25 protein-coding genes are annotated in these 23,922 nt (G+C 31.9%); 2 read left to right on the plus strand and 23 right to left on the minus strand.

All coding sequences use genetic code 11. The features are described 5' to 3' along the window. Positions 1–39 precede the first annotated feature (39 nt). From glgA to B5E92_RS07130, 3 genes are read right to left on the minus strand one after another with little or no spacing between them, the layout of a single operon-like run. On the minus strand, positions 40–1,470 hold the full coding sequence (glgA, locus tag B5E92_RS07120; protein WP_087300626.1) for a glycogen synthase GlgA: 1,431 nt from the start codon (positions 1,468–1,470) through the stop codon (positions 40–42). Continuing rightward, a complete protein-coding gene (gene glgD / locus B5E92_RS07125; RefSeq protein ID WP_087300628.1) occupies positions 1,470–2,579 on the minus strand; it encodes a glucose-1-phosphate adenylyltransferase subunit GlgD in 1,110 nt (369 codons plus the stop codon). Before glgD ends, glgA begins: the two co-directional genes overlap by 1 nt. Positions 2,580–2,593: 14 nt before the next feature. After that, positions 2,594–3,721, minus strand: a complete 1,128-nt coding sequence (locus B5E92_RS07130; protein WP_087300630.1) for a glucose-1-phosphate adenylyltransferase — start codon at positions 3,719–3,721, stop codon at positions 2,594–2,596. Positions 3,722–4,014: 293 nt separating this feature from the next. On the opposite strand from B5E92_RS07130, the gene B5E92_RS07135 reads away from it, so the two are divergent. Together B5E92_RS07135 and gerQ are read left to right on the plus strand one after the other, a co-directional pair. Beyond that, positions 4,015–4,434, plus strand: a complete 420-nt coding sequence (locus B5E92_RS07135; protein ID WP_087300632.1) for a cell wall hydrolase — start codon at positions 4,015–4,017, stop codon at positions 4,432–4,434. A gap of 24 nt (positions 4,435–4,458) precedes the next feature. Continuing rightward, on the plus strand, positions 4,459–4,869 hold the full coding sequence (gerQ, locus tag B5E92_RS07140; RefSeq protein WP_087300634.1) for a spore coat protein GerQ: 411 nt from the start codon (positions 4,459–4,461) through the stop codon (positions 4,867–4,869). Between the two features lie 44 nt (positions 4,870–4,913). Here the strand turns inward: gerQ and B5E92_RS07145 are convergent, their stop codons facing one another. From B5E92_RS07145 to B5E92_RS07245, 20 genes are all read right to left on the minus strand, one after another. Next, positions 4,914–6,074 (minus strand): folylpolyglutamate synthase/dihydrofolate synthase family protein, encoded by a 1,161-nt coding sequence (locus tag B5E92_RS07145; protein ID WP_239406420.1) that lies wholly within the window; start codon positions 6,072–6,074, stop codon positions 4,914–4,916. Next, positions 6,061–6,720 (minus strand): uracil-DNA glycosylase, encoded by a 660-nt coding sequence (locus B5E92_RS07150; RefSeq protein WP_087300638.1) that lies wholly within the window; start codon positions 6,718–6,720, stop codon positions 6,061–6,063. The genes B5E92_RS07145 and B5E92_RS07150 overlap by 14 nt, the downstream gene beginning before the upstream one ends. Beyond that, complete coding sequence (locus B5E92_RS07155) at positions 6,710–7,540, minus strand: Cof-type HAD-IIB family hydrolase (RefSeq protein WP_087300640.1); 831 nt, start codon at positions 7,538–7,540, stop codon at positions 6,710–6,712. The genes B5E92_RS07150 and B5E92_RS07155 overlap by 11 nt, the downstream gene beginning before the upstream one ends. Then, positions 7,540–8,361: an HAD family hydrolase gene (locus B5E92_RS07160; RefSeq protein WP_087300642.1), complete on the minus strand. Its 822-nt coding sequence runs from the start codon at positions 8,359–8,361 to the stop codon at positions 7,540–7,542. The genes B5E92_RS07155 and B5E92_RS07160 overlap by 1 nt, the downstream gene beginning before the upstream one ends. Positions 8,362–8,474: 113 nt before the next feature. Continuing rightward, the gene (locus tag B5E92_RS07165; protein ID WP_087300644.1) at positions 8,475–9,254 is read right to left on the minus strand and encodes an alpha/beta hydrolase; all 780 of its coding nucleotides are present in this window, start codon (positions 9,252–9,254) and stop codon (positions 8,475–8,477) included. Between the two features lie 44 nt (positions 9,255–9,298). Next, entirely contained in the window at positions 9,299–9,586 is a 288-nt protein-coding gene (locus tag B5E92_RS07170) for a septum formation initiator family protein (RefSeq protein WP_087300646.1), read from the minus strand. Then, a complete protein-coding gene (gene yabQ / locus B5E92_RS07175; protein ID WP_087300648.1) occupies positions 9,556–9,966 on the minus strand; it encodes a spore cortex biosynthesis protein YabQ in 411 nt (136 codons plus the stop codon). Before yabQ ends, B5E92_RS07170 begins: the two co-directional genes overlap by 31 nt. Then, positions 9,966–10,268 carry a sporulation protein YabP gene (gene yabP, locus B5E92_RS07180; RefSeq protein WP_087300650.1) on the minus strand — a complete coding sequence of 101 codons (303 nt, stop codon included), beginning with the start codon at positions 10,266–10,268 and terminating at the stop codon, positions 9,966–9,968. Before yabP ends, yabQ begins: the two co-directional genes overlap by 1 nt. Before the next feature lie 49 nt (positions 10,269–10,317). Then, positions 10,318–10,851, minus strand: coding sequence for a GrpB family protein (locus B5E92_RS07185; protein WP_087300652.1), 534 nt, complete (start codon positions 10,849–10,851; stop codon positions 10,318–10,320). Between the two features lie 115 nt (positions 10,852–10,966). Further along, positions 10,967–11,776 carry an aminoglycoside N(3)-acetyltransferase gene (locus B5E92_RS07190; protein ID WP_087300654.1) on the minus strand — a complete coding sequence of 270 codons (810 nt, stop codon included), beginning with the start codon at positions 11,774–11,776 and terminating at the stop codon, positions 10,967–10,969. 70 nt (positions 11,777–11,846) lie between these two features. Then, positions 11,847–13,214, minus strand: a complete 1,368-nt coding sequence (locus B5E92_RS07195) for an aminopeptidase (protein ID WP_087300656.1) — start codon at positions 13,212–13,214, stop codon at positions 11,847–11,849. A gap of 100 nt (positions 13,215–13,314) precedes the next feature. Next, positions 13,315–13,581 (minus strand): RNA-binding S4 domain-containing protein, encoded by a 267-nt coding sequence (locus B5E92_RS07200; RefSeq protein WP_087300658.1) that lies wholly within the window; start codon positions 13,579–13,581, stop codon positions 13,315–13,317. Between the two features lies 1 nt (position 13,582). Next, on the minus strand, positions 13,583–15,223 hold the full coding sequence (locus B5E92_RS07205; RefSeq protein ID WP_087300660.1) for a putative manganese-dependent inorganic diphosphatase: 1,641 nt from the start codon (positions 15,221–15,223) through the stop codon (positions 13,583–13,585). Between the two features lie 9 nt (positions 15,224–15,232). Then, positions 15,233–15,898 carry a transcriptional regulator gene (locus B5E92_RS07210; RefSeq protein ID WP_087300662.1) on the minus strand — a complete coding sequence of 222 codons (666 nt, stop codon included), beginning with the start codon at positions 15,896–15,898 and terminating at the stop codon, positions 15,233–15,235. Between the two features lie 117 nt (positions 15,899–16,015). After that, positions 16,016–16,600: an NAD(P)H-dependent oxidoreductase gene (locus tag B5E92_RS07215; RefSeq protein ID WP_087300664.1), complete on the minus strand. Its 585-nt coding sequence runs from the start codon at positions 16,598–16,600 to the stop codon at positions 16,016–16,018. 87 nt (positions 16,601–16,687) lie between these two features. Further along, the gene (gltA, locus tag B5E92_RS07220; RefSeq protein ID WP_087300666.1) at positions 16,688–18,082 is read right to left on the minus strand and encodes an NADPH-dependent glutamate synthase; all 1,395 of its coding nucleotides are present in this window, start codon (positions 18,080–18,082) and stop codon (positions 16,688–16,690) included. Continuing rightward, positions 18,082–18,930, minus strand: a complete 849-nt coding sequence (locus tag B5E92_RS07225; protein ID WP_087300668.1) for a sulfide/dihydroorotate dehydrogenase-like FAD/NAD-binding protein — start codon at positions 18,928–18,930, stop codon at positions 18,082–18,084. Before B5E92_RS07225 ends, gltA begins: the two co-directional genes overlap by 1 nt. A 231-nt stretch (positions 18,931–19,161) precedes the next feature. Further along, positions 19,162–21,924: a family 20 glycosylhydrolase gene (locus B5E92_RS07230; protein WP_087300670.1), complete on the minus strand. Its 2,763-nt coding sequence runs from the start codon at positions 21,922–21,924 to the stop codon at positions 19,162–19,164. A gap of 235 nt (positions 21,925–22,159) precedes the next feature. Further along, positions 22,160–23,356: a tyrosine-type recombinase/integrase gene (locus B5E92_RS07240; RefSeq protein ID WP_087300674.1), complete on the minus strand. Its 1,197-nt coding sequence runs from the start codon at positions 23,354–23,356 to the stop codon at positions 22,160–22,162. A 79-nt stretch (positions 23,357–23,435) separates the two neighbouring features. Next, positions 23,436–23,642 (minus strand): excisionase, encoded by a 207-nt coding sequence (locus B5E92_RS07245; RefSeq protein ID WP_010817916.1) that lies wholly within the window; start codon positions 23,640–23,642, stop codon positions 23,436–23,438. Positions 23,643–23,922 lie beyond the last annotated feature (280 nt).

The following is a 23,922-nucleotide window of genomic DNA, read 5'->3' on the forward strand; positions in this document are numbered from 1 at the left end:
AAAAGGGCAGCTACTAACTGCCCTTATGAGGTTTCGAGTTTATCCTAACAATGAATTAAAAACTTTTAAATATTGATCAGCACTAGCATCCCAGTCAAGTTTTGCACTCATCGCTCTTGTCATGATACCTTTCCATGCTTCGGAATCTTCATTATATACTTTTAAAGCATAATCAATTGTTCTCATCATTTCATGAGCATTGAAGTTTGCAAAGCTAAATCCAGTTCCAGTGTGTGCATATTCATCATATGGTTGAACACTGTCTTTTAAACCACCAGTTTCTCTAACGATTGGAATTGTTCCATATCGAAGTGACATCATTTGTGATAATCCACAAGGTTCAAATAATGAAGGCATTAAGAACATATCACATCCAGCATAAATACGACAAGATAATCCAAAGTCATATTTTAACTGTAATGATACTTTATCAGGATGATGATCAGCGATACCTTTTAAAGCATCTTCATATACGTGATCCCCAGCACCTAAAATTACAATTTGAACATCACGGCTGCACATTTCACTGAATTGATTTAAAATCAAATCCAACCCTTTTTGTTTAGTTAAACGAGTTACTACCCCAATTAATGGTACATCTTTATTTTCTGGTAATCCAACTTCTTTTTGAAGTGCTAATTTATTAGCCACTTTGTCTTCAAATACTGTATTGATATCGTAATTTTTAACAATTTCTGGATCAGTAGCAGGATTGATTACATCATAATCTACCCCATTTAAAATACCATATAAATCATATTTACGCATTTCAAGGATATTTTGTAATCCTTCACCATATTCAGGTGTTAAAATTTCTTTTGCATAAGTTGGAGAAACTGTTGTTACGATATCACTATAGAAAATAGCTGCTTTCATCATATTAAAGCATCCATCATTACGACAATTTCCATTATAATATAGATAATTATCTAACCCAAATAATTCACTTAATAAATTAGGGTCTGCTTTTCCTTGGAAAGCAATATTATGAATCGTAAAGACAATTTTAATATTTTCATAATGTTCATAATAACAATATCTTTCCTTATACAACATAGCAATCATCGCAGTTTGCCAATCATGTAAATGTAAGATATCTGGTTTTAAATCTAAATGAGAAATCAATTCTAAGACTGCAAAATCAAAATATGCAAATCTTTCATTGTCATCATCATATCCATATAATCCAGGTCTTTTAAAGTATTGTTCATTATCAATAAAGTAGAAACGAACACCATCTAATACATAGGTAAATACACCACAATATACTTTACGCCATCCAACCCAAATATCGAAATTAGTTACATATTCAATTTTGTCTGCTAATTTCATATCTTGGTATTTTGGTAAAACAACAATACTTTCAACACCTTTTTTTACCATTTCTTTTGGTAAAGAACCTAATACATCAGCTAATCCTCCAGATTTAATAAATGGAGTAGCTTCTGATGTAGCAAATAAAACTCGCATTAAACTACATCTCCTTCTTTAATATATAATGGTGTTTTAGAATCCCCTTTTAAGTCTAATTGACGTTTAACCTTAGAATGTTTATCCATAATTACATTTTCTAAGTGAGCCCCTGGGCTAACAACAGATCCTGAGAATAAAATACTATTTTTAACTACTGCACCTGTTCCAATTGTAACATCACGTCCAATAATACTATTTTCAACAGTACCATTGATCATTGCACCATTAGCTACAAATGAACTAACAACTTCTGATTCAGATAAGTATTTTGCAGGAGGTGTATCATTAGTATTTGTATAAATTGGCCAGTTGCTTTTAAATACTGCAGATGAAACATCAAGATCCAAGAATTCTAATGAATATTGATAATAATGTTCTAATGAATCCATGCAACGTGCATATCCTTTATATTCATAAGCATTAATTTGTTTTTCATCACATAAATATGCTAATACATCTCTTAAACTAAAGAATGAACTAATTTTTTGAGCTTGTTTCATTACTTTTAATAAAGTTTTTGTATTGAAAACATATGTTTCCATTGAAATACTACAATCTTTACGGCTACCTCTATTTTTTTCAATTGCTGTTACTGTTTTATTTTTTACAGTTAAACAATCACATCCAATGTATGCTTCATTAGCATCATGAACTTTTTTATAAACCATAGTAATCTCAGCGCCAGATTTTTCATGACTTTCAATAGCATCATTGTAATTCATTGTAGTAATAATATGAGCAGGAGCAACAACTACATAATCAGCTTTATTGCTTTCTAAAAATGCAATATTTTCAATTAAGTTATTAATATCATGATTATAATTAGGGTTATTAGCGTATTTTTCGTTATATAACAAAGATACACCACCGGCTTTAGAGTTGAAATTCCAAGAATTACCATTACCTAAATGTTTTAATAATGATCTTGGTTTCTTTTGAATTAATACTCCAACTGCATCAATAGTTGAATTAGACATGTTTGATAAAACAAAGTCAATCAACGCATAACGTCCTAAAAAACTAACAGACGCTGCTGGTCTTCTTTCTGTAAGACCTACAAAATCTACATCTGAATGTAAATTTACTACACCAATTGCTTTAACCATCTCTATTTCCTCCCCTACTTACTATTATCACTAATCAAAGCTACATCTTTGGCTTCTTCATTAACTTTTGTATTAGCGCGAATTACAACACCTTCATCTACAATAGCTTTATAGACTTCAGCACCTTCTTCTACTAATACGCCTGGCATTAATACAGAATCAACGACTTTTGCACCTTCACCAATATTTACATTGTTGAATAATACAGATCCTTCAACAGTACCGTTAACCAAGCATCCTTGAGTAACCATTGAATTTTTGATACTTGCTTTGTCACCAATAATTTGAGGTTTTTCCAAAGTATCTTCAGTATAGATTTTCCAATCTCTTTTAATATTGTAAAGATCTAATTCTTTATCGTTTAATAAGTCCATATTAGCTTGCCATAAGCTTTCAACTGTTCCAACGTCTTTCCAGTATCCGCTAAATTCATATGCATATAATTTTTTGTTATCATTCAACATACTTGGAATGATATTCATACCAAAGTCATGTTTACTATTTTCATCTTTTGCATCATCAATTAAATATTTTCTTAATTCTTTATATGTGAAAATATAAATACCCATTGAAGCTAATGTAGATTTAGGTTTAGCAGGTTTTTCTTCGAATTCATAAATCGTACCATCTTCATTAGTATTCATAATTCCAAAACGACTAGCTTCTTTTAAAGATACATTTAATACTGCGATAGTAGCATCTGCTTTACGTTGTTTATGAGCAGTAAGCATCTTATCATAATCCATTTTATAAATATGGTCACCTGATAAGATTAAAACATATTCAGGATCATATTGATCTAAGAAACTAATATTTTGATAAATTGCATCCGCTGTTCCAGCATACCAAGTAGCTCCAACTTCACCACGTTCACGTGCTGGTAAAATTGCTGCCAATGATTGTTTACCATCAAGGCCCCATTTAGTTCCGGCACCAACATAAGTACCCAATAATACAGATTCGTATTGAGTTAACACACCTACAACATCAATTCCAGAATTTGCACAGTTACTTAAAGGAAAATCGATAATACGATATTTACCCCCAAAATGCACTGCTGGCTTAGCTACTTTAGCTGTTAGTGCTTCTAGACGAGTTCCACGTCCTCCAGCTAAAATCATTGCGACAATCTCTCTTCCCATTTTTTAAAATACCTCCTTGTCTAATGTAAGCGCTTTACCTATAATACTATTTTAGCATAAAATAAAACTAAATACGAGATTTATTATATAAAATATAAGTATTATATCTTGTCATTAATTATACTCTCTTTTATTTTTTTATTAAACTATAAATAAATGCATTCTTGTAAATTTTTTATTATGTTTTATTTAAAAAACACCAAATTATTCCACAAAACCATAAACAAAACGATTTAAACAATAATAAAGGTATTTTATTTTTTTTAATACATATATTATAACGGGGTGATAATTTGGCACGAGTTAAATATTCTAACGAAGAAGTCGAATTACTGGCACGATTGATTCAATCGGAAGCACTTGGAGAAGGCGAACAAGGAATGTTATTAGTTGGTAATGTAGTAATTAATCGTGTCGTTGCCAACTGTGATGTATTTAGAAATACACGTTCCATTACTGAAGTTATTTATCAAAAAAATGCTTTTTCTGGAGTAGATACTCCATTATTTAACGAACCTGTTAATAGTCTAGTTAGGAGTCTAGCCCTTCGCTGTATTAACGGTTATCGTAATGAACCAGCTACAAATGCACTCTGGTTCAAAAATCCTGGTGCCAATGTTGCTTGCCCGCCAGAATTTTATGGCAATCTTTCTGGTCGGTATAAACAACATTGTTTTTATAATCCAGGGCATGATTTAAGATGTGACTTATAAAAATTTTTAACAAGGAGACTGCATATGAATTATTTTAATGATTTAAATCCTTTTTTAGTACGTCAAGAAAATGACAATTCATCTGCTGAAAATCCCAGCGATTCTTCAACTAATCCTCCACCTATAACTACTCCTCCTAATACAAGTAATACTCCTGGTACTGGTACTACAATGGTTCCTGCTCCAGTAATTGATCAAACTTATATCGAAAACATTTTAAGATTAAATATCGGTAAACTAGGTACTTTTTATTTTACTTACTCAAATAGCAACGAATGGCGCGATAAAGTTTATCGTGGAATTATTCAACAAGCAGGACGTGATCACTTCATCATTCGCGATAGTAAAACCAATCATGAGTATTTATTACAATTAGTATATTTTAATTGGGCAGAGTTTGATGAACCAATAAATTACCAGCATCCATATCAATAAGGGATTTCCCCTTATTGATTAAATGCTGGCAATATATAACTATACTATTTTTTAGCTATCAAATATTTTCTAACCGCACTAATAAAATGCAGCGATCCAGTGACAACAATATTTTTGTGATTATTCCAATTATCTTTTAATACTTTTTTAAAATCCGGCGCATCAGATTTTAAACGTTCATCATCAAAACTAGCTTCTATAATTGAATAGCGACAAAGTAAGTCTTTCATAATTTTTGTATCTTTATCTTGCAAAGCACTAAAGATAATCAATACATCATCAATATTTTGATCGATCAAAGTTTTTATCAACGATTTAATACCATCTACATTATGAGCCCCATCTAAATAAACCTTATCAATTTTTTCAAAACGTCCTGGCCAGCTAGCCTTGTTTAAGGCTTGTTGTAACAAACTTGGCTTCAATTCAATTAAATCATTTGCAATCGTTATCGCTAATGAAGCATTAGCAACTTGATAACTGCCACAGTTTTTTAAAACATACTGCTGATTTAAACAAGTAAATACATAAGGATATTGATAGTCACATTGAACAGCTACCTTTATTAATTCACTTCTTTTTAAATTACATACATCTTCAAAAATATTTAATAATCCCGGATCCTTTTCAGTTGTATAACATTTTTGATTATCTTTAATAATTCCGGCTTTATGAACAGCGATTTTTTCTAAAGTATCTCCTAGCATAAACTGATGATCATAACCAATATTAGTAATAGCACTACAACGACTTGTTATTACATTAGTTTTATCATTCAAACCACCAATACCAGTTTCGATAATTCGAAAATCCAAATCAGATTCATTAAAATACTTAAGCATGATTAATGTATCGATTTCAAACATTGATAATTGATCATTTTCAATTATCGGTACTAATTCATTGATTATCTTTAAAAGACGATCATCGTCGATCATTTTACCATTAATACAAATACGATCATTATGACAAATTAAATAAGGAGAAGTAAATGTCCCAACATTATAACCGTGAGCCATTAAAATCTCTTTTAGATAATTTGTTGTAGAACCCTTACCATTAGTTCCGGCAATATGAATCATGTTTTTTTGATTAACATTAAATCCATATTTCTTTATAGTTGCTTTAAATTGATCTAGCGTTCTTTTAGCCCGTTTAGATTCAATATAAACTAACGCTTCATCAATTTCTTTAAATGTTTTCAATTTGCCAATCGATTGGCTCAATGCCATTTTTAACTAAAAACTGATTTGCTTTACTAAACGGACGCGATCCAAAAAAGCCACGACTAGCAGATAATGGCGATGGATGAGCACTTTCTAAAACAAGATGTCTAGAAGTATCAATATATTGCTTTTTAGCACGAGCATTATTACCCCATAAAATGAAAACAAGCGGTTTTTCTCGTTCGTTTAATGCTTTAACAATATTTAAGGTAAAAGTTTCCCAGCCAATACCTGCATGACTATTAGCTCGACCTTGTTCAACAGTTAAAACATTATTTAATAACAACACTCCTTGCTTAGCCCATTTCGTTAAATCACCATGATTAGGAATAGTAGTATTTAAATCATTATGTAATTCTTTATAAATATTTACTAGACTAGGCGGAACTCTAACTCCAGGCGATACACTAAACGCCAAGCCATTTGCCTGATGTAATTCATGATAAGGATCTTGACCTAAAATAACTACTTTTACATCATCATAGTCACATAAATTTAAAGCTCTAAAAATATTTTGCTTAGGTGGAAATATTGTTTTATGTTTATATTCGTTTTCAACGAAATCATGAAGTTTTTTATAATAATCTTTTTGAAATTCAGCTTGTGCAATATCTTTAAATCTCATTGAAAATAAACTTCTCTATTAATTCGGCTACAACGCCTTCATTATTATTAGCTTTTGTTGTATAATCACAAGCTGCTTTTACTTCATCAACAGCATTATTAGCTGCTACTGCTAATCCCGCTACTTTTAACATTGCCATATCATTATAATTATCTCCAACAGCAATTGTATCTTCAATTGCAATTGATAATTTGTCGGCAAGATCCATTAAACCTTGTCCTTTATCAACACCTAAAGCATTGAATTCCATATAACGATTAGATGAATAACTAACCGCACAACATCCATCAGTAATTGGTTTTAAACCATCTTCCAAACTCATTAAATATGGCACATCAGTATTTTGATACAATATTTTAGAAATTGGTGTATCTTTTAAGAAATCAACACTATTTTCCTCAGGATAGATTACTTCCAATCTTTGTTCCAATAATCTTTGTCGTTCTGATTCACTTAAATTAAACACATATAAATGCTCAGGGGTATAAACATGGATACAAACATCAAAATTCAACCCTGCTTCAAAAATCTGTTTCATCTTTTCAAATTCTAAGCCTTTAAATTCAATAAGACGATTACCCTTATTTTCAGTTAAAGCTCCTCCATTAAACGAAATAACATACTCCTCTGGTAAATCATATAATTGTAATTCTTTTAACTCAGGCTGAATTTGCATAAAGCCTCTTCCTGTTGCTGGAACAAATTTAACCCCATATTCTTTACGCGCTCTTTGAATCGCTTCAACATTACGCTTACCAACATGATGCTGGTCATTTAATAAAGTTTCATCCAAATCACATGCTATTAATTTATAACCCATTATTCTTCCTCCAAAATAAATTTTTCAATTACTTCTTTTACTGCTCCTTGATTGTAATCAAGTTTAGTTACATAATTGGCAATACTCTTTATTTCATCATCACCACAAGCTACACAAATACCAAGTTTGGCCTGTTTTATCATCTCAACATCATTATAGTTATCACCAATGGCAATTGTTTTATCTAAATCAATATTTAAATAACTAGCTAACCATTTAAGCCCATATCCTTTATTTACTCCAGGTGCATTAAATTCCAAATAACGATTTGATGAATAACTAGCACAAGCTTTATTTTCAATATCATCTTTAAGATCAGCTGCTATTTTCTTTAAATAGTTCATATCTTTTTTTTGATATAAAATTTTAGCTATTCGATCATTTTTTAAATTATTGATATTATAATCTTCAACTACAACAAACGGTGCTTTTTGGTCCTTTTTTCTTTGCACTTCATCAGGATCAGCATTATAGATATAACACATATCAACCGTAAATACCAATACACAAACATCATAATCACGGGCTTTATCAAATAACATCTTAGCAACATCAAATGATAACCCCTTAAAGTTCAAGATTTTACTATTTTTATTTTCTACAATTAATGCCCCGTTAAAACAAATCGAATATTCGTCTTCTTGATCATATGTACCAATTTCTTTTAAAATTTCTGGTATCATATTAAAAGCACGTCCTGTTGCTGGAACAAATTTCAACCCATGTTTACGCGCCTTTTTTATCGCTTCAACATTAAATTCAGGAACATGATGATTAACTAATAAAGTTTCATCCAAATCAGATAACATTAATTCATACATATTCAAACCCCTCTGTTATTTATTTTAATAAATAATAACATAAATTACTACCTGCTTTTTCCTTTTTTGCAAAATAGAAAACAAAAATAAAAAAATGAGGTCTTAATCGACCTCTACCGACGATAAAAAAGTTCCATAAAAATCGGCACTCGTTTTCGCCATTCAAATTCATTGTGAACAGCATCTTCAAAAAAGCGTGCTTCAATCTTGTCGCTTTTTTTAATTAACTCATTAAATATTCTTTCATTGCTTTCATAGTATATACGGCTGATGTTTTCATCACCATTACCTTCATTACCACCTAAATCCAAATAAAAACATTCTATTGGACTTAAATCGCTTTTATTAATCAAATCAATAAATTCGTCTACATAAAACCAATAAGCCGTCGAAAGTGAAGCTGTCTTTTTAAAAATATGGCTATATTTAATACCCGCATAGCTAGTAATTATACCACCCATTGAGCTTCCTACCATCGCACAATCATCAACTATTGTGGGAAAGTTTTTATCAATATATGGTTTTAACTGTTTTATGATAAAACGCATATATTTATCGCCTTCACCACCAACTTTAATACTATCATCACCATATTCCATTAACAATACTTCTTTTTTTATTGGCCATGGCCCATATTCATCTTCACGCTTATTTAATTTAAAATTGCATGGAATAGCAACCATAATAATATCTAAATTATTCTCTTTAACATAATCAAAAAAGCCCCAGCTAACACCCATATAAGACTCTTCATCAAAAAAGGCATTTTGGCCATCATTTATGTATAGAACTGGATATCTTTTATTACTAGTTTGATAATCATCTGGTACATAAATAGTGATTTTTCGCCGCCGTCGCAATGAACGCATATAGATATTTTTTTCAATAAACATCTTTTACCCCCTAAAAAACTAAAACAAAAATAAGCACTTAGTGCTTATTCTACTCCAGGAATGATAGATACTTGTTCGCCATCACGAGAAAATATATAATTTTCACGAGCATAACGAGCAACATAATCTTCATCATTCAATAATTCTACTTCATTTTGTAATTCGGCCTTTTCTTTTTCAACAGCTTTTTTTTGTTTTTCTAAAACTGCTATTTCATCCTGACGCTGAAGAACGTTCATAGCGCTGCTAAATAAAACAATCATCAAAGCACATCCAATGATCATAAAGGAAAAACCTTTAATTAATTTGAAAACTTTTCTTTTATTAGCCATCTAATCACCTTCTTCATGCGTCTTATTATACCATTTATTTTTCTAAAAATGAATATAATTGGGGATAAAATATATTTTAACATTTTCACAATCGCTTCAATTACAAAAAACATATAATAGCTATAATAATTAAGATAAAGAACATATCCTACTAATAAACTAATAATAAAATATCCTCTTATCACACCATTATTAATCACTAACAAACCAAGATAATAGCAATACCCAAAAACAATACCAACAATAATCTGTATAAAATATCTAAATATACTTTTGTGGTATTTATAAAACACACGATTGATAAGACTATAAACAAAAGTAAAGAGAAAGCCAAATACCAGTGAATAGCTGATCCCTTGAAGCTGCTTTATTAAATCCATTATTTAAGCAATTTATTAAAAACACTTTCTTTACTTTTGGGACTTTTTTTACTAGAAACATATGAAATAGCATCAATATTTCCTTTAATGCTTACTTCATTTTTTTCCTGATCTAATCGTGTTAAAGAAAGTTCGGTTCCTTTGATATTTAAAAAACCTAACGAAGTTTCTATCAAAAATTCTAAAGAATCAAAACTTTCAATTCTTTTCACCCCTGTTAATTCAATATTTTTACGATCTTTTAAATACACGTTATGATAAGGAGTATGTTCAAAACGTATACCATTACTGTTGTTGTCCATATAATTACCTCCATTAATAAATTATGCAAAATGGAGAAATTAAGAACCACTAAATTTGTTCAATATCCTTATGACGATATCGATTCACCGCTTTAGTTTCTATTTCCTTTGTAAATGCCGCTTTACCTTGCGTATACTTCTTAATATTTCTTGGATACTTTTTAGCTAATTTAACTTTCAAATCTTCATATTCTTTAGCAACCTCTGGATTATCTTTTAGATAATCATAAAAAGCTAGTAAAGCCTCAATTCGATCACGATTATTATCATCATAAGCGTGCACATGTACTGAGTTATCACTTTTCATAAAGAATCTTCTGCCTTTAATACCATCTTCTCCCAAACAACGATATCCTGCTGCTTCAAACTTTTCATTTAAATCATCTAATTTTTTTACATCTTTTACAAAAGCCAATATATCAATTGTTGGCTTTGCTTTCAAACCAGGAACCGCGGTAGATCCAATATGAGTAATAGTAATTAATTCACCGACAAGAATATTTCTAATTACATTAGCCTCATAAACATATTTTCGTGGCCATTGTTCATTATAATCAACTACTTCAACTTTATCCACCTTCATCACCGCCTTTGTTTAATTGTACTAGATTTAAACATCATAATACAAGCTACTTATTTATTTTTTTACAATTAAATATAATCATCGATAAAAAACACCAAAATCTTTGATAATATCTTTATTTTCTATTCTTCAACATCCATTCAAAAGCAAAATCACACAAAGATTTAACATCAATAAGTTTTGCTGATGCCTGCCCAACTAATCCATTGACCACATTATTTTCCTGTTCATATTTTCGTCCAATTTCTAAAAAATCACTTTCATCATAAGCAATTTCTAGAAACTCTTTCCAAATAACTTGACCATTTTCTTTAATACAAGCGCCATCTAAATACCACTGGTTTTCTTTATTCAACCAAACTTCAGCTAAGTGCATACAAGTACAACGATTATAATCAACCCCTAGTAATAATACCTTACCATTTAAATCATATACCCGCTGTAATGGCGAAAACCGTCCAAAACCTGGTGATAATTGATGATTTTCAATAATTGACTTAGCCAATTTACCATGTCCGCTCATAGAAACTTGAGGATGGTTAGAACGTAACGTTCCAGGATAGTGCCAAAAAGCCTCAGCTATTAATCCCATTTCTCTAGTTGGTGTTGTCAAAGGATCAAACGGTAACATTTCATTTTTAATCTGGTCTACCCAGCTAGCTGGTACAGGTGGATTTTGCCAAAGCTCAGGTTGACTATTTTCACCAGTAAAACTAGGCATGACAATTGTCCCTTGTAAGCCTACTACCTCCAATAATGCTTCAATAACTGCTATTTCTCGCCCGGCAATCCAGCCAATTTTAGACATTGAAGAATGTACTAATATTATATCGCCAGATTTCAATCCTAATGCCTGTAAATCTTTTTTTATGCTTGTTTTACTTTGGGGCTTATTACTTTGTTTTATAACATCTGCCTCCGACATAATCTAACCTCCCATCTTTATAATAATTATATTATGACATAAAAAAAGATATTTGGAAAAACCAAATATCTTAAATATTTTCTAAGAATGTTAAATAAGCTACATAAGCTTCATAAACATCTACTTTGCTTACAATTTCCATTGGCGCATGCATATTTAATACAGCAACACCAGCATCAATAACATTCATATTATAGTTTCCTAAAATATATGCGATGGTTCCCCCACCACCTTGATCAACTTTACCTAATTCAGCAGTTTGATAATATACATTTTTACTATCTAAAATATTTCTAATTTCTGCCATATATTCAGCATTAGCATCATTAGAACCACTCTTACCACGTGATCCAGTATATTTGTTAAAAACAATACCTTTACCTAAATAAGCAGCATTTTTCTTATCATTAACACTTAAATATAATGGATCAACACCAGCACTAACGTCACTAGATAACATTTTTGAATTAGCTAAAGCTTGACGAGTTTTTACAAAACTATCAGTTCCTTGTTTTGCAAGTAATTCAGCCACTGTGTTTTCAAAGAATAGTGATTGGGCTCCAGTAGCTCCAACACTACCGATTTCTTCTTTATCAACTAAGATACAGCAGCTAGTATATTCAGGAACGTTTACTTGTAATAATGCCATCAATGAAGTATAAGCACAGACACGATCATCATGTCCATATCCAGCTACCATGCTACGGTCAATTCCATAATCACGTGCTTTTCCACTAGGAACAACTTCAATTTCAGCACTTAAAAAATCTTCTTCTTCAAAATCATATTTTTCTTTTAAGATTTTTAAAACATTGGCTTTAACAGCTTCTTTTTCACTATCTTTTAAAGGAATACTAGCAATTGTAACGTCTAAATCTTCACCTTCAATAACTTTAGAAGCATCTTTTTTCATTTGATCAGCAGATAAATGAATTAATAAATCAGAAATTCCTACTACTGGATCATTTTCATCTTCACCAATATTAACATCAATTACAGTACCATCTTTTTTTACAACAACCCCAATTAAAGATAAAGGAATTGTTACCCATTGATATTTTTTTACCCCACCATAATAATGAGTATCTAACAAAGCAAACCCTTCACTTTCATATAAAGGATTTTGCTTTAAATCCATTCTTGGAGAATCAATATGAGCCCCTAAAATACGCATTCCTGTTTCTATTGGTTGTTTTCCAACTACAAACAATGCGATATTTTTATTCATATTATTAACATATACTTTATCACCTGGTTTTAAAGTTTCATATTCACTTAACTCTTTAAAACCTTTTTCTTTGGCTAACTCAATACTTTGTTTAACACATAATCTTTCTGTTTTTCCATTAGTAATAAAGTTTTTATAGCCTTCATTAAAAGCCATAACATCTTTTATTTGTTCATCAGTATATTTTTCCCAAGCTAATTTTGCGTACATAAAAATCTCCTTTCACTTCTTTATATATAGTATACCAAATTGCAATATCTATCAAACAATTTACATATATAATTATTATAAACAAAAGATATCTAGCTAACTAGATATCTCGTTGAATTCTTTCTTCCTTAATTATCTCATAAAGCATCGTGCTATCTTCTTTTAATACATGTTCTTTTAATTCTTTTACTTGAACCGTTAATAGACTACGTCCAAACTCAATTTCAATTTCATCGCCTACTTTTAAACGAGTACTTGGTTTAGCTACTTTCCCATTAACTTTAACTCGAGAACTTTCACTAATTTCTTTTGATAAAGTCCGACGCTTAATGATTCTGGATACTTTTAAAAATTTATCTAATCTCATTTTAATCACTCATAACTGCAGTAATTGCAGGAACTACTTGTTTTTTACGAGAAATAACACCTTTTAAAGTTGCTTGACTATCATTTAATTTAATATTAAATGCTTGTTCAACTAAATATGCTTTTGGTCCAGCTGCAAAAATTTCACTATTAGCATTAATTACATCTGTCAATAATAATGCCACAAAGTCTAAATTATTATCTTGAGCGAATTTTGTCATATATTCAAGCATTTCTGCTTTATATTCCGCAAAACCTTCAATATCCATAGTGTTTACTTGTCCAACACCAACTGTTCCATTTTCAAATAAGAATTTTTTGAAATCTTGATTAAAGATTTCTTCCACTGTTTTTCCAGCTAAAGATGTTCCAGCTTTAAACATATCCATTGCAAATTCTTGAATATCAACTTGAGCAATTTTAGCTAATTTACGAGCTATTTTTGTATCTGTTGGTGTACATGTTGGTGATTTAAACAACAATGTATCAGAAACAACTGCTCCAAGTAAAATTCCTGCAATTGCTTGTGGAATTTCAACATCAAATTCTTCAAACATTTTAGTAACAATTGTTGCTGTTGATCCAAGTGGTTCCCCTCTAAATAATAATGGTCCAACTGTTTGAATATCAGCAACACGATGGTGATCGACAATTTCTAAAATATCAGCTTCTTCAATTCCAGGAATTGATTGACCACGTTCGTTATGGTCGACTAAAATAACTTTTTTTCTTAATCCTTTTAACAGAGCAAAACGTGAAATACTTCCTACACATCTATTATTTAAATCTAATACTGGATAACTTCTAAAACGAGTTTCACTCATGACTTCTTTTACATGATCCAATGTATCATCAGTAGTGAAAATTTTCAAATCACCCTTTTGCATAATATATTCAACTGGAATAGCTTGAATAATTTGTTGTGAAGTTAAATATGTATTAAATGGTGTAGAAATAACACTAATCCCCTTATCTTTCAATTTATCAAGCATATCTTTTTCAAGTTCAAGAGAACCTGTCAAAATAATTAAAGATACTTGTGCTTCAATTAATGAATTAACAGCATCATCACGGTCACCACCAACAATAACAATATCCCCTGGTTTAATTCTTTTTTTAGCTTCTTCACCACGCATTGCAGCGATATGAAGATCACCACTGATTATTTTTAAATCATGGTTCAAATAAAGAATTGAAGCTTCAAGAGTATCGATAACATTTTCAATTGGTGTATGCGCATCTTTTAATAAACTACTATCCCATTTTTCCATGAATCCTTCAACAATATTTGATGTTGAAAGTAAACCTAATAATTGCCCATGGTCATCTAATATTGGTGCTGATTTTACATTTTGTTGTTTCATTAGATCCCATGCTGTTTTTAATGTTAATTCTTTAGAAAAAACAGTTACTTTATCATAGTTTAAATCTTCTACTTTTTGTTTTACTGTTTTCAATAAAACCGGTATCTCAACATCAAATCTTTTTAAAACATATTCAGTTTCCCGATTAACTTTTCCTAATCTAACCGGCATTGCATTATAGCGATTAATAGCTTTTAATAAATATGAATAAGCAATCGCTGAACAAATACTGTCAGTATCTGGATTTCTATGTCCACTAACATATACGACTTCTTTCATTTTAACCTCCTATTTTTCCATTTTCTTTAAATAACGATATACTGTTGGTTCAGAAACCGCTAGTTTTTCAGCAACTAAAACAATTGCTCCTTTAACTTTAAAGGTACCTTTTTCTTGTAGATATTTAACTACTTTGATCTTTTCATCAACATTTAATCGTTCTGCCAAGAAATAACTTGGGAAGCCCATTTTTTCTAGACATTCTTTAATATACATATCAATCATTTCATCTAAAGGTGAAGATAAAATTTCGACTGGATTATCCATTTTAAATTCAATATCTTTTTCATCTTTAATCCCTAAGATTTTTTTAATTGTTGCTGTTAAATACTCAAAATCAGAAATATTAACATTAATACAAAGCATTCCTACTGGCATCTCTTTATCGGATTCCTTAATAAAATAAGTAGCAGCTCGCATTAATTTACCGTCAGGTCCGGTAGTTTTATAATTAATTACATAATCATGATCAAGATATTGTTTTTCTTCTAAGTAATGTAATGATAAATTCGATAACTTAGCCCCAATTTCTCTTCCTGAGTTATGGTTATTGATTATTGCGACAATTTCTTGATCTTTTGAAGTTAAATCATGTAAAGCAATTTCGACATTGTCCCCTAATGCTTTTCCTAGAAATTCAACCATTGCAGCATATGGTTCCAAAAATTTATACATTTTTTATTATCACTCCTTTATGTCAATTATACACGAAATGATAAAAAATTAATAGCTTTTTTATCATGATAATAATTAATTCAATAATTTATAACTTTTTTATCACTTAAATACAAACTACAAATTATTTCCTATTTGATAAGCCATTTTTAAAAAACGTTCAAAATTAGCTTCTCGATTAGGATAATCTCTAGACATTCGATCAAAAACAATCATTTCTTTTTCTTTAGCTCGTTCATTGATACGATCTTCAAGCATAACTGTTTTCATTGCTTCTAATTGCTCCTGACGCACTAATTCATTAAGATCACCGCCCATTGTAACCAAAAACAATGCTTTATCTAATTGTTTCATTGCTGCATGATTACCATAGGCAAAGCCATAAGTCCAAACTCTTTGAAACCATCCTACCAGCTTAGCTGGTGCTTCAGTCCAAAACACTGGATAAATAAAAGTTAAAATATCAGCCTCATTAATTAACTTATGATAAGCTTTCACATCTTCACTAATTGACATCTCATCATTATAAAAAGCTTCTCTTGTATATTCTTGTTCACTAAAAGTCTCATTAAAATTTTCTTGATATAAATCCACTAAAGTATATTGATGTCCTGCTGCCACTAGTCCCTTAATAAATTCATCTTTAATCCGTGCTGTAAAACTATTATCGCTAGGATGACAATATATTATTAATACCTCCATTCAATCACCTCACCTTCATTTTAACATAAAGTGTTGCTAAAAATAAAAATCAACTCTAAATTAATAGAGTTGATCAATCTAACTATCTTATAATTTTGATAAATATTCGTCCATTGCTTTAGCAGCTGTTTTACCAGCACCCATAGCTAAAATTACTGTTGCCGCACCAGTTACAACATCGCCACCGGCAAAGACACCTTCTTTACTTGTTTTCATAGTGTCTTCATCAACAATAATTCCACCCCATCTTTGAGTATCTAGACCAGGAGTAGTTTGTCTAATCAATGGATTTGGACTTTGTCCAATTGCTACAATTACAGTTCCAGTTTCAATAACAAAGTTTGAACCTTCAATAACAACTGGTCTTCTACGTCCTGATTCATCAGGTTCACCAAGTTCCATTTCTACACATTCCATTGATTTAACCCATCCATCTTCACCTTCGATTTTAACCGGGTTAGTTAATAATTTAAAGATAATTCCTTCTTCTTTAGCATGATGTACTTCTTCAGCACGAGCTGGAATTTCATCAACACCACGACGATAAACAATATAAACATTTTTAGCCCCTAAACGTTTAGCTGTTCTTGCCGCATCCATTGCTACGTTACCAGCACCAATTACACAAACTGTATCAGTAATTTTAACAGGTGTAGGATGATTAGGGAATTCATATCCCTTCATTAAGTTAACACGTGTTAAAAATTCATTTGCTGCATAAACACCGTTTAAGTTTTCACCAGGAATATTTTGGAATCGAGGTAATCCAGCACCACTACCAATGAAGATACCTTGATATCCTTGTTCTTGTAATTCATCAATTGTAATTGAACGTCCTACAACAACATTTGTTTCAAAGTCAACACCTAAAGCAGCAACACTGTCAACTTCTTTTTGAACTAAATCTTTTGGTAAACGGAATTCAGGAATTCCATAAGAAAGAACTCCACCTGTTTTATGAAGTGCTTCAAAAACAGTTACATCATATCCTTTTTTAGCTAATTCACCAGCACAAGTAATTCCTGCAGGTCCAGAACCTACAATCGCTACTTTTTTACCATTTGGTTTAATATCTAAAGTAGCAGGTTTACCGTGAGCCATATGGTAATCAGCAACAAAACGTTCTAATCGACCAATACCAACTGCTTCACCTTTAATACCACGAACACATTTTCCTTCACATTGATTTTCTTGAGGGCAAACACGTCCACAAATAGCTGGTAAAGCATTTTCACTTGTAATGATTTTATATGCTTCTTCAAAATTTCCAGCAGCAACTTCTTTTATAAATTCAGGAATTGGAACTCCTACTGGACATCCTGTTTTACATGGCTGATGTTTACAGTTTAAACATCTAGTTGCTTCTTCCATTGCCATTTCTTTAGTATATCCTAAAGCAACTTCTTTAAAGTTTTTATTTCTTACATCAGGTTCTTGTTCAGGCATTTGAACCTTTGTAGGTGACATATTTGGTTTAGCCATTATTTGACACCTCCCATTAAATTACACATTCTATTAGCATTTTCACTTACTACATGTTCTTCTTCTTTAAACATTCTTTGACGCATCATTAATTCATCAAAATCAACTTGTAGTCCATCAAAATCAGGACCATCCACACAAGCAAATTTAACTTTACCGTCAACTGTTACACGACAGCAACCGCACATTCCTGTTCCATCAATCATAATTGGATTTAATGAAACTGAAGTTTTAATATTTCTTGGCTTAGTAACACCAACAACAGCTTTCATCATTGGTACAGGACCAATAGCGATAACTTCATCATATGTTTCACCTTTTTCTAATAAATCAGTTAAAACAGTAGTTACAAAACCTTTAGTTCCAAGTGATCCATCATCTGTTGCAATATAAACATTTTTACAGAATTTTTTAAACTCATCTGCCATTAATACATATTGAGCTTCACGACCACCAATGATAACATCTACTTCTACTCCACGAGCAGCTAGTTCACGAAGTTGTGGATATAGTGGAGCGCTTCCAACACCTCCAGCTACCCCAATAACTCTTTTAACTTCGTGGAATGTAGTTGGAACACCTAACGGACCAACAAAATCAGTTAGTTCATCACCTTCATTTAATTTTGATAATTCTTTTGTTGAATAGCCTACAATTTGATAAATGATAGTAATTGTTTCTTTTTCACGATCAAAATCTGCAATCGTTAATGGAATTCTTTCACCATCTTCCCCAACACGAAGAATAATGAATTGACCAGGTTCGCATTTTTTTGCGACATAAGGAGCATGAATTTCCATAAGTTCTACAACATCATTTAATACTTCTTTTCGTATAATCTTATACATGCTTAAATTCCCCTACTTTCTTATTCTTGTAATATTATATCTTTCTTGAATAAAAGAAACAATGGTATTTTAAAAAAATTATTCCTTTAATAACTTCTTTTTAATACCATGTTTTTTATTCATATACCACATCGCCCATGTATCATTATTATAGCACGTAGCCTCGTAGAAACAAAGATTGCTTTTACATATAATAAAAACTGGGTTATTTAATCCCAGTTTCTATTAAAATTAATTTTTTCTTTTTCTCATTTTAATACTAGCGTATATTCCTAAAAGAGATATTGCACTGACAAATACAGTTGCTAGAAGGGCAGTTTGATCACCAGTTTCAACTGAACCTTTTGAATTGTTTTGTCCATTTTGGCTTCCATTATCTTTTACAGGATCATTTTTATCTGGATCTTCTGGTGTTGGAGGCACTTGATTCTTTTGATATACATATACTACTTCTAATTCACCTTTTTCAATAACACCATTAGCATTTGCAGGCGCTTGTACTAATGTATAATTTTCAAATTCTTTTGCAGTAGAAGTATATGCCATGCCAACTTCATCTTCGATAACTATTGGATCGCATAAATCTTTATTAGTTTCATCAACATATTTAATTGTTACTTTTCCTTTATCAGCTACATATTCTACATTTTCATATTTATGAATTAATGTTTCAATTTCTTGAACAGTATATAATATTTTGTCATTAGGTGTATCTAACAAAGCGTTTAATTCATCAATATTCTTTTGTACGTTTATATCATCTGTTTTGATATTAGCTAGTCCATCTTTGATAGTTTTAACTACTGCTTGATAATCAGTTGCTGTGTATTTTTTAGCAACTTGGCTACCTAATAATTCTGGTCTTGGTGATTCAACAGCGTATGCTAAACGTTCAAATTCTTCATATGAAAGTCCGCTGTCATATTCAGCACCCCAAGTTTTGTATGCAAATCCAGCATATCTTGGGAATAATGTTCTTGAAAGTATGTATTCAGGAACATAACCATGAGCATCATCCCAAATTGGGAAAACTTGTCCTTGAGCTTGATCTAAGTTTTCTGTTAATACTTCATCTTGATTGTAGAATGGGTAATTAAATGCACTACCTGAATAAGTATATCTAGTAAAGTTTTCATATAAATTCTTTGGTGCTGGACGATCTAATTTATTTTGACCTTGTTGTGGCCATAAATCATGATAGTTTGATGAAGAACTTGACATTACATTATATCCAGCTTTAATTGCATCAGAAGCCATTACAGAACCATAAATTCCGCCACCCCAAACGTCAACTACAATTCTTTTATCTAAATCAACAACACTATCAAATGAGAAGATATTATCATTCCATACTAATACTTTCATTCCTTTATCTAAGAAAGGTTTGGCTGCTTCATTAAAGAATAATTTCAAAGCATCTCTTTGATCAGCAGCAGGATTTCCAGTTTGTTCTTGAGCCCAAGCTGATAATTTTTGATTACCTTCAACACCCCATCCTGATGTTTGGAAATATTCATCACCACCGATATGGATAGTTTTGGCATGGAACATATTAGCTGCTTCTTGATAAATTGCAAATATATATTCTCTAACTTCAGGTTTTGAAAAATCTAAATTTGAACAATTCTCAGTAATTTTCCATTCTTTATGATAATCAGCTTCTTGACCTGAGTGACCAGGGAAGTCTACTTCTGGAATTACTTCGATATTAAACTTAGCAGCATAATTTACTAATTCATCAATTTCTTTTTGAGTCCAGAAACCACCTTTTCGGTCAACTAATTCAGGAGCTACTTTAGAATCAAAACGAATTCCTTCGTTATCTTTGAGTCTTAATTGCAATACATTTTGTTTGTAATATGCCATTTGTTCAACTTGTTTTTTCAACCAATCGATTGAATAATAACGTCTACCAGAGTCAACTTGTAATCCACGAATATTTTGATCTGTATAGTCTTGAACAACACCACAATTTAGACTATCTCTTTGAACAAAAGCTTGTAAAATAGTCATTGAACCATTTTGAATTCCTTCAATGTAATCAGAGTAGATAGTTACTGCATTTTCAGTGATATCAATTTGATATGCATCTTTTTCACATTCTCTACCTTTAACCATATCATTTAATTCAAAAGATACTGGTTGTTTATAAAGAGTAATTCCTTTTGCATTACTAATATTATCAATAACATTTATAGTATAATTTTCAATAATTCCCTTTTCTTTCATTGACTTTGCTAAATATTCAGTTTTAGCTTTAGAGAATTCATCAGTTGAGAAAACTTGATTTCTCTTTGTCAATTTGTAAACACCACTTGTTTGTTCAAAATTTTGAATCGCTGGAACAGTATCAGGGAATCCAGTAGTTTCGCCGTTATAAGCTATTGTTTGAACATTATTTTCAACTGTTTCTACTTCTTTTATTTCAACATCATCAAAATAGAAAACACCAGCTCCACTTTCATTACCTGTCCATTCCATGTATGCAAATGCATAAATTTCATCTGTTCTTGGTCCAGTAGTGATTGTATGAACATTAGTTTGCCATTCAGTACTTTTTTGTGCATTTGTTTTAATATTAGATGCTAATTTCCATGGATATTCAGCTGAATAATCACCATCAACATCAAGAACACCTGTCGACATTTTTACGCCAGTTTCATTATAATAATGTGTAGTTACTTCATATGTTGTATTAGGTTTTACATTATCAATAATGACATTAACACTTCCCTTACCATAATTATAAGACCAGATTGGTATTTCATGTTCATTTTCTGGTTTATAATTTCCAACCTTAATAGACCAGTTTCCATCATAAGCTTTTTCTGAAGTTCTTTCAGCTTTATAAAGTTGAATTGCATTTCTATCAATTTCATTTTCAAAAGATGGATTTGTCATATATTCGTTACCTTGTGCATAGGTTATTTGACTAAACATACCAATAGTCATCGCACAAGCAAGCATTGATGCAAATATTTTTGTCTTTTTCATATTTTTTTCAAATCTTTATAAAAAAATGTAACTTTTTTACTTTTTTCTTCACAATTTTTAAAAAGAAAAACTTACTAAATTTCTGATTATCTTTTCATAAGCTGGTAAATGTCGGTATAGCCTGTATTTTAGGGCTTTATCGGCATTTTCCGTTTGGAAGATACTCTGCATAAGCTGGCATTTACCAGCATGAAAATGCAACCAAAAGTAGTAAATGAGTAGTACAATCACCGATTTAAGAAGCAAGAGCCAGTCTTTCAAGTTCTGCTTTTGCTGAATTGAAAGTACCGTGTGCGTAGTACCCTAATGTCATGGTGATGTTTGCGTGTCCCATGACGTATTGCAGGGTGTTCGGGTTCATTCCTTTGTTTGCCATGTTCGTGCAGTAGGTATGTCTGAATGAGTGTGGTGTGATGTTGGGTAGCTGGTCTTTATGTGTCTTGTTGTATTTCTTCACAAGCCCACGCAACATACTTTCGTAGTTACCAGCCACTTTAGGGAAGCCCTTTTGGTTTAGGAACAGGAAATTGCTGTAACCGCCTATGATGATAGGCTCCGCCTTTCCTCTGTTCTGTAACACTCGCTTAAAGGCTTGATAAGCTCTTTCTGTCATTGGAAGCTGGCGTTCTCCTTTTTTGGTCTTAGGCGTTTCAATGTAGTAGCCGATTTCGCTGTCTTTCAATAGCTGGTGGTCTACATTGATGATACGGTTCGCCATATCAATATGGACTGTCAGACCGCAAAATTCAGAAATACGAAGCCCTGTTTCCAGAAGAATAACCACTTCATCATAATACTTGCTGTACGTCTTGTCCTGTTCCATAAAGGCAAGCATTTTTTCTTCCTGCTCTGGCGTGAGAATGACTTTAGGCTCTGAATTATCTTCCAGAACGTCACTCAATTTGAAATTGAAAGGATTTTTTCTGATACAGTCGTCCTCAATCGCCATATAGAATGACGCTTTCAGTGAACGCTTGTAATTGCTAATCGTCTTGTAGGAAAAGCCATTCTCATACATTCGCATAGCCCATTCCTTACCGTCCGATAGCTTCACCGTATCAATCGCCCTCATACCCAATGGGTCATTTTTCAAAGCGTTCATAAGATACTGGCGACCTTTTTCTGTGTTGCGTTTCACATTTTTCCTCTGGCTGTTCTTCTTTGCGTAGAGCTGGCAGACTGTCATTTTCCCGCCTATGGTATTGATACCGTCGGCAAGGTCTTTCTTAATCTGCTTTTCTTTTTCTCTCAACGACAAATCTTCACGTTTCCCAGCGGGTGTCTTGTCTGTCGGAACAAGTTTCCAAGCATACTTAAACTGTGGTTTTCCGTATATATCGGTATATTTGTAAACGTATCTTCCGTCTTTTCTCTGGCTCTCTCCAAGTCGTAAATTGCGTCCCTTATTGTCTTTTCTCTTTACATTAGACATAGTGCGAAGCTCCTTTCCGTCAAGGAATGAGCCGTTGATACGTTATACTTTATTATACCATATCTACGGCTCGCTGACATTAGATTTCGTCTAATGTATCAATGATTTTTTCAAACTGTTTTCGCTTAATCTGCACACGGTTTCCATTGACAATCACCCAGCCAGCGTCGAGATTTTCCTCTGCCAGCTTACGCAATTTCTTTTCCCCGATACGGAAGTATTTTGACGCTTCCTCAATCGTCAGCGTGTACTTTTCCCAGATAGGCACATCAGTATTGTTTGTCATATATAAGCACCCCCTTTACTGTGTGTCTTTTGGAAGCAGACAGACGGCTCTGGAAAAGCTCCGCTGGTATCTCAACCAATCTCATTCCTATGAGCAAAACCACCTCTGGGACGTATCATTATCCTGTGAATACAGGTCATGGCGGGGCGACTTTTCCAAAGGTCGCTCTCGGATCACTGCGTGGGTCGCTCGCTCTCTTTTGGAAAGGTCATGGCGTACAGTCCCCGTGGCTCGCTGTATCACAAACGTATCTGTCTGCTTTATTCAGTTGTCAAAGACC

Origin of the sequence: Erysipelatoclostridium sp. An15 (genome assembly GCF_002160675.1) — a bacterium.
GTDB classification, from domain to species: domain Bacteria; phylum Bacillota_I; class Bacilli_A; order Erysipelotrichales; family Coprobacillaceae; genus Thomasclavelia; species Thomasclavelia merdavium.